The 13,535-nt window shown below is 44.7% G+C and carries 13 protein-coding genes; 5 read left to right on the top strand and 8 right to left on the bottom strand.

The window, feature by feature from the left end; genetic code table 11:
* The first annotated feature begins 234 nt into the window (after positions 1 to 234).
* Together GMES_RS20425 and GMES_RS20420 are read left to right on the top strand one after the other, a co-directional pair.
* Complete coding sequence (locus GMES_RS20425) at positions 235 to 1,086, top strand: thymidylate synthase (protein WP_006994721.1); 852 nt, start codon at positions 235 to 237, stop codon at positions 1,084 to 1,086.
* Positions 1,087 to 1,213: 127 nt separating this feature from the next.
* Entirely contained in the window at positions 1,214 to 2,092 is an 879-nt protein-coding gene (locus GMES_RS20420; protein ID WP_006994720.1) for an EamA family transporter, read from the top strand.
* 69 nt (positions 2,093 to 2,161) lie between these two features.
* Here the strand turns inward: GMES_RS20420 and GMES_RS20415 are convergent, their stop codons facing one another.
* Both GMES_RS20415 and GMES_RS20410 read right to left on the bottom strand, forming a co-directional pair.
* On the bottom strand, positions 2,162 to 3,454 hold the full coding sequence (locus tag GMES_RS20415; protein WP_006994719.1) for an outer membrane protein transport protein: 1,293 nt from the start codon (positions 3,452 to 3,454) through the stop codon (positions 2,162 to 2,164).
* Between the two features lie 274 nt (positions 3,455 to 3,728).
* Positions 3,729 to 4,361, bottom strand: a complete 633-nt coding sequence (locus GMES_RS20410; protein ID WP_006994718.1) for a CPBP family intramembrane glutamic endopeptidase — start codon at positions 4,359 to 4,361, stop codon at positions 3,729 to 3,731.
* A gap of 274 nt (positions 4,362 to 4,635) precedes the next feature.
* Here GMES_RS20410 and GMES_RS20405 point away from each other — a divergent pair, with 274 nt between their 5' ends.
* Entirely contained in the window at positions 4,636 to 5,106 is a 471-nt protein-coding gene (locus tag GMES_RS20405) for a Dps family protein (protein ID WP_006994717.1), read from the top strand.
* Between the two features lie 94 nt (positions 5,107 to 5,200).
* On the opposite strand, the gene GMES_RS20400 is transcribed toward GMES_RS20405, so the two are convergent.
* The 5 genes from GMES_RS20400 to rppH form a co-directional block, all read right to left on the bottom strand.
* Entirely contained in the window at positions 5,201 to 5,983 is a 783-nt protein-coding gene (locus tag GMES_RS20400) for a RhlG family 3-oxoacyl-ACP reductase (protein WP_006994716.1), read from the bottom strand.
* 160 nt (positions 5,984 to 6,143) lie between these two features.
* Positions 6,144 to 6,986, bottom strand: coding sequence for a prolipoprotein diacylglyceryl transferase (gene lgt / locus GMES_RS20395; RefSeq protein ID WP_006994715.1), 843 nt, complete (start codon positions 6,984 to 6,986; stop codon positions 6,144 to 6,146).
* 9 nt (positions 6,987 to 6,995) lie between these two features.
* Entirely contained in the window at positions 6,996 to 7,796 is an 801-nt protein-coding gene (locus GMES_RS20390) for a sulfite exporter TauE/SafE family protein (RefSeq protein WP_006994714.1), read from the bottom strand.
* A 14-nt stretch (positions 7,797 to 7,810) separates the two neighbouring features.
* Positions 7,811 to 10,099 (bottom strand): phosphoenolpyruvate--protein phosphotransferase, encoded by a 2,289-nt coding sequence (ptsP, locus tag GMES_RS20385; protein ID WP_006994713.1) that lies wholly within the window; start codon positions 10,097 to 10,099, stop codon positions 7,811 to 7,813.
* A gap of 9 nt (positions 10,100 to 10,108) precedes the next feature.
* Positions 10,109 to 10,633 carry an RNA pyrophosphohydrolase gene (gene rppH, locus GMES_RS20380; RefSeq protein WP_006994712.1) on the bottom strand — a complete coding sequence of 175 codons (525 nt, stop codon included), beginning with the start codon at positions 10,631 to 10,633 and terminating at the stop codon, positions 10,109 to 10,111.
* 59 nt (positions 10,634 to 10,692) lie between these two features.
* Between rppH and GMES_RS20375 the strand changes: the two genes are divergently transcribed.
* Together GMES_RS20375 and mutH are read left to right on the top strand one after the other, a co-directional pair.
* Entirely contained in the window at positions 10,693 to 11,334 is a 642-nt protein-coding gene (locus GMES_RS20375; RefSeq protein ID WP_039987920.1) for a lysoplasmalogenase, read from the top strand.
* A 22-nt stretch (positions 11,335 to 11,356) separates the two neighbouring features.
* Positions 11,357 to 12,022, top strand: a complete 666-nt coding sequence (gene mutH, locus GMES_RS20370; protein ID WP_006994710.1) for a DNA mismatch repair endonuclease MutH — start codon at positions 11,357 to 11,359, stop codon at positions 12,020 to 12,022.
* A 72-nt stretch (positions 12,023 to 12,094) separates the two neighbouring features.
* Here the strand turns inward: mutH and GMES_RS20365 are convergent, their stop codons facing one another.
* Entirely contained in the window at positions 12,095 to 13,525 is a 1,431-nt protein-coding gene (locus GMES_RS20365; protein ID WP_006994709.1) for an aldehyde dehydrogenase family protein, read from the bottom strand.
* Positions 13,526 to 13,535: the final 10 nt, after the last annotated feature.

Raw genomic sequence — 13,535 nt, 5'->3', positions numbered from 1 at the left:
TTATTCCATTGTTAAAGCGGAAATCGAAAAAAGCGCATGAATCATTAACGATTGCGCCTTGTAGCACGACACTAAGATATTAATTTTAGAGTGAATAAACACAATCCACAAGGCTACATCAGTCCAATAGAGACACCAGAAAACAGATAGAGAGTTATTATTTTTCGTTAAAAAATCCCTCACATTTCTGATAATATCCCCTTAGCATTTCTAATAGAGTAGCTGTTAAGTAAAATGAAGCAATATCTCGATCTGTGTCAACGTATTGTTGACGATGGTACATGGGTGAATAACGAAAGAACCGGTAAAAAATGCCTTACCGTCATCAATGCGGATCTCACCTATAACGTGGGTAACGGTGAATTTCCTTTAGTAACTACCCGCAAGAGTTTTTATAAATCAGCTATTGCGGAAATGATTGGCTATATTCGTGGCTACGACAATGCCGCCGACTTCCGCAAAATAGGAACGTCAACTTGGGATGCAAATGCGAACCAAAACCAAGCTTGGTTAGACAACCCTCACCGCAAAGGTGAAGACGATTGTGGATTAATTTACGGCAAAATTGGGCGTAATTTCCCGAAACCTGATGGCGGAAGTATCGACCTACTTGCTAAAATTATTCATGACTTAAAAAATGGCATTGATGACAGAGGCGAAATATTCACTTTTTATCATCCCGGAGCATTTCACATGGGCTGCCTTCGCCCTTGTATGTACAGTCATCACTTTTCATTGCTTGATGATACCTTGTATTTAAACAGCACACAGCGCAGTTGTGATGTGCCTCTAGGGCTAAATTTCAATATGGTTCAGGTTTACTTCCTATTGGCTATTGTGGCGCAGATCACAGGTAAAAAAGCCGGTATGGCGTACCACAAAATAGTCAATGCCCATATCTACGAGGACCAATTAGAGTTGATGCGCGACGTGCAGTTAACGCGTGAACCTCTAGGTACGCCTAAATTGATCATCAACCCAGACATTAAATCATTAAAGGATTTAGAAACTTGGGTCACCATGGATGACTTTAGTATTGAGGATTATGCTCACCATCCAGCAATAAAATACCCGTTTTCAGTGTAAACATATTAACCTGCTCATGCGGCGCCAACTCTTTCTGCTAGCGCCCTGTGCTTCAATTCATCCTTAATTGAGATGAGTTGATTACCGTGAACTCGGCATTGCCCGTGCAGAACTTTAAGGCGATAAAATGAGTTTGTGGATCCCGTTTACCGTGATGGCTGCGTTCATGCAGTCATGGCGAAATGCATTTCAAAAGCGCCTCAGTACTGACGTAGACACGTTAGGTGTCACCCTTGCTCGCTTTATCCTTGCCGTCCCCATGGCTGCCCTCTACGCATTTGTGCTTTTCTCTTATGAAGGTAGCGCCGTCCCACAGATGAATGCCAAGTTCTATCTCGCCATAGTGCTAGCTGCAATATCGCAAATTTTTGCTACCGCGTTAATGGTCAAACTTTTTCGCTTACGAAATTATGCTATGGGTGTGGGGTTAGCCAAGAGCGAGGCCGTCATTGCTGCCGTTTTAGGTGCGCTGCTTTTTGCTGCCCCCTTGTCAGCAATGGCTTGGTGTGGGGTAATAATAGGCAGTATTGCCGTATGGTTAATGAGCGTGCCCAAAGGCATGAGAAATATCTCTTGGCCTACACTGCTTATCGGCTTAGCCAGTGGTCTGTGTTTTGCTTTCACTACCTTATGGGTGCGAGAAGCAAGCCTAATGACCCAGCTACCATTTTTACAAAGTGCAGCATACGTTTTATTTTGGGTCTTGCTGGTACAAACTCTTATATTGTTGCTTTGGCTACTCGTTCGCAGCCCTCAAACCCTGCGCGCCTTATGCCTAAAGCCCAAACTGGTTTTTATCATCAGTTTTTGTAGCTTTGTCGGCTCAATTGGCTGGTTTACCGCAATGAGCTTAGAAACAGTAGCCTTGGTTAAAACCCTAGGCCAAATAGAGATATTCTTTACCTTACTGATATCTGCAAAATGGTTTAAGGAGCGATTACAGCGCTCTGACAAGTGGGGCCTTGGATCAATTCTGGTTGGTGCAGTGCTGGTCATACTCGCCTAACAAAAAAGCCGGCTGGGAATAAATTCCAAACCGGCTTTTGCCAACATTAGTGAATACTAAGACAGCACATTAAAATGCATAGTTATACTGGGCGGACACGATAAACGCATGCCCTTCACTATTGAATTCCCATTCACCACCCGCGTCATCTTCTTCAGTGAAGGTACGGTCTTGCCCGCGAATGATACTCACCCCCAAATCGATAGATGAGCTGTCATCAAGTAAATAGTTAGCGCCCGCACTTATCCATAGACGATTGGTGTCAGGAATAGAGATCGACAACAACTGAGAGTCAGTTGGGGTTTCGTCGTAAGCAATACCAGCGCGCAACTTCACTTTTTCGTTCAACTGATAATCAGCACCAATAGCGTAACGGAAGCTATTTGAAAAGTTCTCTTCCTTTTCAAAAACGGGTTCATCTTGACTCGGCACATACGCCTCTAAACGCTCGAAGCTGCTCCAGTTTGTCCACAATACACTGTAGTGCACGCCCCATTTATCACCTAATTGATGACTAGCTGAAAACTCAGCAATTGCAGGAAGTTCTAAATCAACGGTACCAGGCTGAACAGCACCAGATTGACCATTATCGAACACGCCAGGGATCAAAGGCAGTTCGTTGCTATAAGTCCCATCGAAGGTAATATCGACTTTGCTGCGATAATGAAAACCAAAACGCGAGTTTTCATCAAAATCGTAGGCTACGCCCAGATTATAACCAAAACCATAGTCATCGCCTTCTAAATCAAGTCCCGTCGTGCTTGACGGAATCGCTAAACCTTGGGTAGCAAGCGCGTTACTTAAATCGCCTAAATGACGAGTAATAGTGGCATCTGCGTACACAACGTTAAGCCCACCCGCAACAGTCAACTGTTCGTTTATCTTGTATGACACGCTTGTATTAAAGTTAACGGTAATGATTTCGGTCATGCCCGCCAACTGGCCTGCGGCGTAATCTTCGGCGAAGTCAGTTGCCAACCCAAAGTTTGAGAACAAGCCAAAGCCTAATGCAAACTTGTCATCAAGTGGCATGACATAATACGTCGCTGGTACAAATGCTTCGGGGGCAATGCTGTCATCGTTCAATGCAGCTGCGTTAGAGTATGCTGGCGCGCTTTCGCCAGTTAGGCTCACGTCTGGCACGATATAAGTGCCCACTACAGATAACTGACTTTCACTGAACTGAGACATTAAAGCTGGGTTACGTGCCACAACAGAAGCGTTTTCAGCAATGGCTGCGTCGCCAGCAAAAGCGCGACCGAGGCCTGATGCACTGTGCTCAGATAATTGAAAAGCCGCCGCTAAAGTATTTAAAGATAAGGTGCTTAAACCCGCCGCTAAAAGAATTTTATTTACGTTCATAGGATCTCTTTACGAATCAACTTTGCTCACCGTAGTTCTCGGTGAAAGAGCCAAAAAATTAGGATGCGGATGATATAGCGTTTGTTAAGAAAATGTCAGTATTAGTCGATAAAATACTTGTTCTTTGCGGTAAAATCGTACAAAAGCTATTTTCAGTCTTTTAAAAAGCTTATTTATTAACGCAGAATAAGCATTTTAAAAACAGATTATTAACATCGCTCAGTGGTGGCACGGCATGCGCGGGTTTATCCTCATTGCGGCCAAGCCAGCTGAGTTAGATGTTTTGGGTAAGCAAAAAGACGCCAACACCTAGCGTAAACAAGTAAGATCCCCACAGTGAATGCTCTATCACGACCACCAAAGTAGAGCGGGACTGCATATAGCGATAACCGAATAATGCTCCGCCAATACAAGACAGGCCTACTGCAATCCAATTCCCGTACACGACGTGAGCCAATGAAAAGCTCGCGGTACTGAGCGCCCATCGGGTGTTTTTTGACGGAATGATACGTTTGTATCGATGAAAAAAGAAGGTTCTAAAAATGAGCTCTTGAGGGATCACTGACACAATAGGGTAAATCGCCAACGTAATAAGCCAAAATTGCATGTCTTCTCTGGGCAACTTGAACAAAATGTGCGGCGCAAAATAATAAACCACTAACGCCAGAGCAATCGCAGCGGGTATAAACACCTTCAGCGTCGCCCCAAGATGTCGCCAAAATTCATCGGTGTGCCATAATCGAAAACGCTTAAAATCAACATCCTTCCACAGCAAAAGTAAGCAATAACCGCCCATCAAAATGAGTAACGGCATTAACCAAGTATCGTAGTCAGAGACAAGAAACAGAATTAACAGTGGGGTACATAAAAACAAGACGGTCAGCTCAGACCAACGTAACAATTGCATATATAAACTCCTAGATGGTTTATTATACAATTAGTGGCGGATATTTGTTCATAAAAATGTCATATAAGTAGTTAGCAATTGGTATGATTTATAAATTTCGTACTTGCAGCCGATGTAAAATTCCTTGCGCGCATTTCACTTCTCTTTCTAATATTTTTTGTGCTATTTTTTTGTATTGCCCCTTGTAAACAGCACCTTAACGACGCATATCATTAGGATATTCAGAATTTTTTAAATTACCGTTCCTTTTATTTTTGAACCTAGGGAGTTAGCCATGACAACGATCGATATTGGTATCAATGAAACAAATAGAATAAAAATTGCTGATGGATTAAAGGCTTTATTAGCCGATTCTTACACTCTGTATTTACAGACTCATAATTTCCATTGGAACGTGACTGGCCCTCAATTTCGCGAACTACATTTGATGTTCGAAGAGCAATATACAGAACTAGCAACCGCGGTAGATGATATTGCCGAGCGTATTCGCACTCTAGATGTGGCAGCCCCTGGCACGTATAAAGAATTTGCTAAGCTAAGTTCAATTAAAGAAGTAGATGGTGTACCTGAAGCATCAGAGATGATTGATTTACTCACTAAAGGTCATGAGCAAGTCGTGAGAACGTCTCGTGAAGTATTGAAACTGGCTCAAGATGCTGAAGATGAATCAACAGCGGCGCTGGTTTCTGACCGCATGCGAATTCATGAGAAAACATCATGGATGTTACGCGCAACTCGTAAGTAACACATTAAAACCGAGCTGCAATATTAGTTTAGCGCTCAAGAACTAAAACCAAAGGGCTAGGTGACTAGCCCTTTTTTGTTGCCAGCTCAATTTGCTAATTGACTAACGTTGTGCCACCGTCCACAGGCAGTATTTGCCCAGTTATAAAGCCACCTGCCTTGCTCGCTAGCATTAACGCGACACCGGCAATATCAGATGCTTCCCCCCAGCGGCGCATAGGAATAGATTGAAGCTCTTCCTCGAACGCCTCTTTATCTTCACTTAGAAATTCGGTCATTTTTGAATAGAAACGACCAGGAGCGATGGCGTTTACTCGAATATGTTTGTCAACCAACTCTTTGGCTAAAACCCGGGTTAGCTGATGAATGGCAGATTTAGAAACAGCATAGCTGTAATTATCGAGCCCATTGCCTACGATCCCGGCGATAGAGCCTATATTTATCACGGCGGATGTATTGTCCTTGGTCGCATTCTTCTCGAGTAATGGTGTTAACGCTTGGGTTAAAAAGAATGGGCTTTTCACGTTTAAGTCCATGACTTTATCCCAGCCCTTTTCGGGAAATTGGCCAAATGGTGCGCCCCAAGCCGTACCCGCATTGTTCACTAACACATCAATGTGCTGTTCGCGTTCATTTAGCTGCTTGACCAAATCCATCACGCCTTCGCTGGTTGCAACATCACCCACTAATGCCACACAGTCGCCAAATTGACTAAGCTCTTTGGCGGCATCTAAACACGCTTGTGCTTTACGCGCAGTAATATACACCCTTTTAGCACCTGCTTCTAAAAAGCCCTGCGCCATAAAAGCACCTAAACCCCTTGAACCACCAGTGACTACGCATACCTTTCCTTGCATAGAAAATAAACCATCTAACATCATTCTCTCCTGAACAGAAATCGACCATCGATGATTTAGATTAACAAGAAGCAGCTGGGCAGATTATTTTTTGAGGTGATGATTAAGTATAGGTTTAACGCGGTAGGAGCAGTGGCCAAAAGAACTGGCTCACAAACTGTGAGCCAGTGAGTAAAAACAATTAAGCTTTAGCGGCTTTTGATGTCTTTTCCCCCCCTGTATCTGCCATTTTATTGCGCCGCACAGCCCACACCATCAGTGCAATTCCACCTATGATCATAGGTGCTGATAATATTTGCCCTTGTGAAATCCCTAATGAGAATGCCCCTTCGTACAAACCTATGTGTTGGTCCGGCTCTCGGAAGAACTCCACAAAAAATCTAAAGCTGCCATACCCTAATAAGAATAAACCACTTACCGCACCAATAGGGCGAGGCTTGCGGGAGTAAAGCCATAGCATTAAGAACAAAACAACGCCTTCAAGAGCGAATTCGTACAACTGTGAAGGGTGGCGAGGTAAGGGCCCAGCGCCTGGGAAAATAACGCCCCAAGATACATCCGTAGTGCGCCCCCATAGCTCGGCATTTATGAAGTTACCGATACGCCCAGCCCCTAAACCAATGGGGACTAAGGGCGCAATAAAATCACCCACTTGTAAAAAAGTACATTTTGCTTTGCGCGAGAACCACCAAAGCGCAGTAATAACACCCAACAAGCCGCCATGAAAAGACATGCCGCCGGTCCAAATTTTAAATAAATATAAGGGATCAGAGAGGAATAACTCGAATTGATAAAAGAGTACGTAGCCAATTCGCCCTCCTAAAATAACACCTAAAAAGCCCCAGAATAATAAATCGCTTAATTGCTCTTTTGTCCAATTAGTGCGTGATAAACGCACGCCAGCCAACCAAAACGCAGCGGCAAATCCCACCAAATACATTAAGCCGTACCAGCGCAAGCTTAAGGGCCCAAGACTAAAAATGATTGGGTCTATTTGTGGAAATGTAAAATAACTACTTACCATGTTGAATTTTTATCCTAATAACATTCGTAGACTAACAATGACTAAAAAGCCGGCAAAAATTTTCTTTAAAAGTTTCGTGTCTAAGGAGCGACTTAACTTCGCGCCTATGTTGGCAGTAAACACTGACGTCAAGACTATCCCAAGGGTGGCGGGCAAATAGATGAAGCCCACTGACCACTGAGGTAAATGTTCGTTGTTCCAGCCTGCAACGATAAAACTGGCGGAACCAAACAACGCGATGACTAAGCCACTAAATGCAGCGCAACCAATTGCTGCTCGCACATCAACCCGACACCACAACAACGCAGGCACCATGATAGCACCCCCACCAATTCCCATAACCGAGGAAATGCAACCAGTTATGACACCAATCAATAGCAACAGTTGTTTTGTCACATCTCGTTTGGCATTTTTATTGCCCAAAAACACCATTTGCGCTGCAATAACCAGTACCAATATGGCAAATAAAGTTTTTAGTGATTGTGCTGAAATGACGGTTGCGAACTGAGGGCCGATTATCGCTCCCACTGAAATACCTAAGCCTGTCCAAAGTAGATAAAACTGGCGTAAGTTGCCTAACTTATAATGCGCTCTTGACGAAGAAATAGCAGTCAACACGATAGTAGACAAGGATGTAGCAATCGCCATTGGCATGGCAATTTTTAACGGTAGGTGTATGTAATCGGTTAGTAGGTAAAGTAATGAAGGCACGATAATGAGCCCTCCGCCTATGCCCAACAGCCCAGCGAATAAGCCAACAAATGCACCTAATAAGGTACACACTAAGAATATAAGTAATGCAGGATCCACTTTTATTACTCCCGCTATATACCCGCGCGGATCAAGCCGCCAAGACCAATTGATTCAAGATAAAGATTCACCCGCTCGCGCACATCTTTCGGGTCGCTCATGGCTAACACTTCATTAAGTAATGCTTTGGCATCATTCAAATTAGCGCTACGGGCAACCCATTTTATTTTAAGCAAGCTATGACTGTTCATACTTAGTTTTCGGTATCCCATCGCCATTAACAGGATTGTTCCGCCAGGCTCCCCTGCCAATTCACCACATAAAGTAATGGGTACGTTTAAGTCGTTGGCTTGCTGCGCAATATTATACAGCGCCGCTAACACAGCCGGGTGATAGCTATCATACAACTCAGAAACCCGAGCGTTGTTTCTATCAACTGCCAGCAAATACTGGGTTAAATCATTGCTACCCACTGAGAAGAAGTCGACAATTTTTGCCAACTGAGGCAGCTGATAAATAACCGCCGGCACCTCAAGCATTACACCGATTTTAGGATGATACAGCGTACCATCTTGAACTTTCGCCTCTTCTTGCACCTCAAAAAAAGCCTGACTTATCAACCTCTTGGCTTCTAGCACTTCACTTACCGATGTGATCATAGGCAACATAATTTGCAAGTTTTGCAACCCGATACTGGCACGTAACATGGCGCGAATTTGCACCAGAAACACCTCAGGATGGTCGAGTGTTAAGCGAATACCACGCCAGCCCAGAAACGGGTTTTCCTCAGTCATAGGGAAATACGGCAAAGGCTTGTCACCGCCTACATCTAACGTGCGCATGGTGAAAGGTTTGTCTGGCTCAGCGCTTAACATCGCTCTATATAGTTCGACTTGCTCTTTTTCGGTAGGGAAACGCTGACGCATCATAAAGGGAATTTCAGTACGAAATAGCCCGACACCATCAGCGTAACTAGAATAGGTATTTTCGATATCGGCCGACAACCCTGCATTTACCAATAGGCTCAGCAGGCAATTATCTTTCGTTATGGCTGGTAGGTCGTCTTGTGAAAGAATTTTATCACTTAACAGCTTCTCTTCTTGTATAAGCTGCTGGAATTCTCGTTCAATGGTTTGGTTCGGCGAAACGATAATCCCGCCGGTGTAACCATCTAATAAAATATCTTTGTTATCGAGTAACGATAGTGGAACACCTGTCACCCCCATTACGGCGGGAACGCCTAATGCTCTGGCCATGATTGCCGCATGAGAGTTACTAGAGCCACGAATCGAAATCAGACCACACAACTTGCCTTTAGGGAACTCAGCAAGCATGGTGGCAGTGAGCTCTTCTGCTACCAAAATACATTTATCTGGCAGTTCTTCACGGGTTAAACGACTGGTATCAAGGTTGAGTAGATTCGCTAAAATGCGATTGGAAAGATCTTCTACATCTACCGCGCGTTCACGCATATAGGCATCGCTCATGCCTTGAAACTGGGTGATATAGTTTTCAACCACCATTTTTAAAGACGTTGCCGCATCCCATCCAAGCGTTATTTTCTGCTCTACTTCACGGCCTAAGCTGTTCGCATCCAGTAGGTGGTGGTACAGGGTGAAAATAGCTTGCACGTCATCGGGCACCTCCCCTTGAATTCGCTGAGATAACACCTCAACTTGCTGCCGGGTTTGCATAACCGCAGAGCGATAATTTTGTATTTGCGTTTCCCGATCGCCACTGCGTTTTGGTACGTGGTTGCGTAAATTAACCAGTAAATTTTGTACCACGCCAACCCCAGCTGCTAACCCCGAAGAGCCTGGCACGCCTTTGACGCTTTTGATCTCATTTTGCTCTGGGTGATCATCACTCAAGCTAAATCGGCCACGGGCCTCAGCATTGACAATTTCAACGGCCAATTGCATTGCGAGTGTCACTAGAAACGCTTCTTCATCTTGGCTAAAAAGACGCTTTCGTTGCTGTTGTAATGTCAGCACGCCCAACACTTTTCGCTGATGAATAATAGGTGCGCCTAAAAAGGCGTGATATTGCTCTTCTTGTACTTCTGGATAGTGTTTAAATCTGGGGTGGGTTTGCGCATTACTGATGTTGATTGGTTCTTCGCGCTGGCCAATTAAGCCGATCAGCCCTTCAGAAAACCCTATCGACACATTTCCGATAGCAGATTTCGCTAGGCCTTCTGTGGCTCGCAGCGTAAAGTGCTGCTTTTCGTAGTTAGCTAAATATATGCTGACAGAGTCGACCTTAATGGCCTCTTTAAGACTCTTTGCCACACCGCTAAGCGCATCATCTAGGACGGGAGTTTGATTGACCTCTTTAACGATGCGTTTTAGCTTGGTTAACATATTAACCCTTTAGTTTTTGCGTCTACGTTTACTTCTTTGGCCTTGGGCCGGTTTACTGCTCAGTGCCATTGCCGTAGGCGCAAACTCTTTCATTGCTCTGCGGTACACTTCACGTTTGAAAGACACTACATTACGTACCGGATACCAAAAACTGACCCAGCGCCAGTCATCAAACTCTGGATGACCAGATTGCAGCAAATCAACGTCTTGCTCTTTGCAGGTCAGTTGCAACAAAAACCATTTTTGCTTTTGCCCAATGCAAACAGGTGCGCTGCCCTGACGGATCAAGCGCTTTGGCAATTTGTATCGCAACCAATTTTTGGTTACCGCTAATATTTTTACATGTTCTGGTTTTAGGCCAACTTCCTCATAAAGTTCGCGGTACATGGTTTGTTCAGCAGTTTCACCTTCATCGATTCCGCCTTGCGGAAACTGCCAAGAATGTTGACCATAGCGGCGGGCCCAAAAGACCTGACCTAAGCTATTGCAAATCACTATGCCAACGTTGGCGCGGAATCCTTCGGCATCAATCACTTAGACTCCCGAGAATTCAATTCTTTTATTGATTGGCATTCTTCCATAAACTACTGACTATGCATAGAATAATCACAACAATTTACTGGCTCTTAGCCCTAAGCTACATAACAAGTACGCTAACAACGATCTATTCGTGGAGCTTCCTACATAAAGCTGCCCCCATATTGCTGCTGGGCGTCATCGTGTGGAAACGAGCAAGTTTATCAACAAGGTGGTGGATAATAGCGGGCGTATTGTCCAGCGCCGCGGGCGATATGTTGCTCGCCTTGCCTCTCAAGCACAGTTTCATACTTGGCCTTAGTGCATTTGCCTTAGCACACATTTTATACTCGAAATTCTTATTTGGTTGGCGAAACCTTAACCGTCTAAATCTACTCACCGTTAGTTTATTTTCGGCGTATTTAGTGGTCATGCTATTTTTGCTGCTGCCTGCGGTTGGCTCGCTTCAGCTGCCGGTAATAGGCTATTTTGTTGTCATAAGCGTAATGTTTATAAGTGCTCTTGCAGCGAATACTGAAGGATATGCATTACGCTTAGGCGCATTATCGTTTTTGGTGTCTGATAGTTTATTGGCCATTAATGCCTTTATCACGCCGTTACCTTTGCAAAGCGTACTTGTCATGAGTACCTATTATGCAGCGCAATTTTTTATCGTCACGGGCTGCATTCAATTAGTAAAAGAGCCAAAGGGGGACTAATTTGTCTATCATTCCGTCACCAATGAAAGCCTCACCAAGTACTATTGACGAATTACTTGATCGCGCTGAAGCTCTGGCAGGACTGACCCTAGGCGAGTTAGCACAGAGCGAGAATATTCGAGTACCTAACGATTTTAAGCGTGAAAAAGGCTGGAGTGGTCAACTACTTGAGCTGGCTCTTGGCGCTGAAGCGGGCTCAAAAGCCCAGCAAGATTTTGCCAATATCGGCGTTGAACTCAAAACCATCCCCATTGACGTAAACGGGTATCCTCTTGAAACCACTTATGTGTGTTACGCGCATTTGGTTGATGTGGCAGGTATTCACTGGGCCACCAGCAGCGTGCGCAATAAACTGAATAAGGTCTTGTGGGTCCCCATAGATGGCAGGCGCGACATCCCCCCAAGCGAGCGCACTATCGGAACGCCGTTTTTATGGTCATTGCAAGGTCAGCAAGAAGCGTATTTACGCCAAGATTGGGAGGAAATAATGGATATGATTGCCATGGGGGATATTGAAAAGGTAACCGCACGCTATGGTGAATATATGCAGTTACGCCCTAAAGCGGCGAACGGCAGTGTATTAACCGATGCTATAGGTAAAAATGGCCAAATTATTCAAACCCGCCCTAGAGGATTCTATTTAAGAAAAGAATTCACCCATAAAATTTTAGATGACTACTTCTCATAAGAACCTTCTAAGAAAAACCGTTGAGGTACGAAAAAGGCGTCGAAAGACGCCTTTAGTAGCAAGTAATCAATACTATTGAGGGGTTCTGAGCACCATCAAACGTATTTCAGTCATGTCGTCCATGGCATAGGTAATACCTTCCCGGCCTAGCCCTGACTCTTTCACGCCGCCATAGGGCATGTTATCCACGCGCCAGCTTGGCACATCACCTATCACCACGCCGCCGACATCTAACTCATCCCACGCTTTGTGTGCCTTGTAGATGTCACGGGTGAAGATACCGGCTTGTAAACCAAACTGGCTGTTGTTCACTTCTTTTAATGCTTCATCAAAATCGCTGAACGAACTAATGATGGATACAGGACCAAATGCTTCCTCTGAATTAACCGTTGCATCGTGCGCCACGCCTTCAAGCAAAGTGGCTTGCAACATAGCACCATCGCGTTTACCGCCGGCCAATACGGTCGCGCCACCTTTGACCGCTTCTTGGATCCAATCATCTAAACGCTCAGCTTCAGATTCAGAAATCATCGGCCCGATGAAGGTATCTTCGTCAAGAGGGTCGCCGTGAACCAAATTAGCTACTTTTTCCGTATAGCGCTGTTTAAACTCGCTATACAATTTTTCATGCACCAATATTCGTTGCACGCTGATACAGCTTTGGCCTGATTGATAATAGGCACCAAAAATAATGCGCTCGATGGCATCGTCGAGGTCGGTGTCTTCATCGACCACACAAGCAGCATTACCCCCTAGTTCCAAAATAACGGGCTTTTTACCGGCTTTAGCTTTTAACTCCCACCCCACTTGAGGTGAACCGGTAAAGCTGAGCAGTTTAAAGCGCTCATCAGTGGTAAACAAATCAGCGCCGTCGCGGCTACAAGGTAAGATAGAAAACGCGCCTTCTGGCAAATCCGTTTCCGCTAAAATTTCACCTATGATAATGGCCCCAAGAGGCGTACGGCTCGCTGGTTTCATTACGAAAGCACACCCTACTGCTAGCGCAGGGGCTATTTTATGTGCCGCTAAATTCAATGGAAAGTTAAATGGCGAGATAAACGAGCATGGACCAATCGGCACATGTTTATATTGTCCTTGATAACCTTTCGCTCGAGGGGTGATTTCTAGATTAAGCACTTCACCTTTCATGCGCACTGATTCTTCGGCGGCAATTCTAAAGGTATCGATTAACCGAGTCACTTCGCCGCGGGCATCTTTAATTGGCTTACCCGCTTCAATACATAAGGCGTGAGCCAGTTCATCAAAGCGCTCTTCAAAACGTTTCACGCAGTGATTCAAAATAGCCTGACGCTCATAAGGTGCCATCTTGTTTAGCAGTGGTTGAGCTTTCTCGGCGGCATCAATTGCCTTATCAATCACCTCGGCATCAGCCAATGCAGCATACGTGGCTATCTCTCCCGTGTACTTATTGGTGATTTTCAGATCGCGATTGGCAAACACCGCTTTGCTCGCAAGATAATAGGGATATTCTTTCGCTAACATTCTGTATTCC

The organism is Paraglaciecola mesophila KMM 241 (genome assembly GCF_000315015.1).
Classification (GTDB): Bacteria; Pseudomonadota; Gammaproteobacteria; order Enterobacterales; family Alteromonadaceae; genus Paraglaciecola; species Paraglaciecola mesophila.
The sequence above is the reverse complement of the archived record's forward strand: the minus strand, read 5'-3'. Positions and strand labels throughout refer to the sequence as shown.

Excerpts from the sequence above, each read along its gene's own strand:
- GMES_RS20425 (WP_006994721.1), top strand. The coding sequence starts at position 235 with ATGAAGCAATATCTCGATCTGTGTCAACGTATTGTTGACGATGGTACA.
- GMES_RS20400 (WP_006994716.1), bottom strand. The coding sequence starts at position 5,983 with ATGTTAGATGGTTTATTTTCTATGCAAGGAAAGGTATGCGTAGTCACT.
- GMES_RS20365 (WP_006994709.1), bottom strand. The coding sequence starts at position 13,525 with ATGTTAGCGAAAGAATATCCCTATTATCTTGCGAGCAAAGCGGTGTTT.
- ptsP (WP_006994713.1), bottom strand. The coding sequence starts at position 10,099 with ATGTTAACCAAGCTAAAACGCATCGTTAAAGAGGTCAATCAAACTCCC.
- lgt (WP_006994715.1), bottom strand. The coding sequence starts at position 6,986 with ATGGTAAGTAGTTATTTTACATTTCCACAAATAGACCCAATCATTTTT.
- GMES_RS20420 (WP_006994720.1), top strand. The coding sequence starts at position 1,214 with ATGAGTTTGTGGATCCCGTTTACCGTGATGGCTGCGTTCATGCAGTCA.
- mutH (WP_006994710.1), top strand. The coding sequence starts at position 11,357 with ATGAAAGCCTCACCAAGTACTATTGACGAATTACTTGATCGCGCTGAA.
- GMES_RS20410 (WP_006994718.1), bottom strand. The coding sequence starts at position 4,361 with ATGCAATTGTTACGTTGGTCTGAGCTGACCGTCTTGTTTTTATGTACC.
- GMES_RS20405 (WP_006994717.1), top strand. The coding sequence starts at position 4,636 with ATGACAACGATCGATATTGGTATCAATGAAACAAATAGAATAAAAATT.
- GMES_RS20375 (WP_039987920.1), top strand. The coding sequence starts at position 10,693 with ATGCATAGAATAATCACAACAATTTACTGGCTCTTAGCCCTAAGCTAC.
- GMES_RS20415 (WP_006994719.1), bottom strand. The coding sequence starts at position 3,454 with ATGAACGTAAATAAAATTCTTTTAGCGGCGGGTTTAAGCACCTTATCT.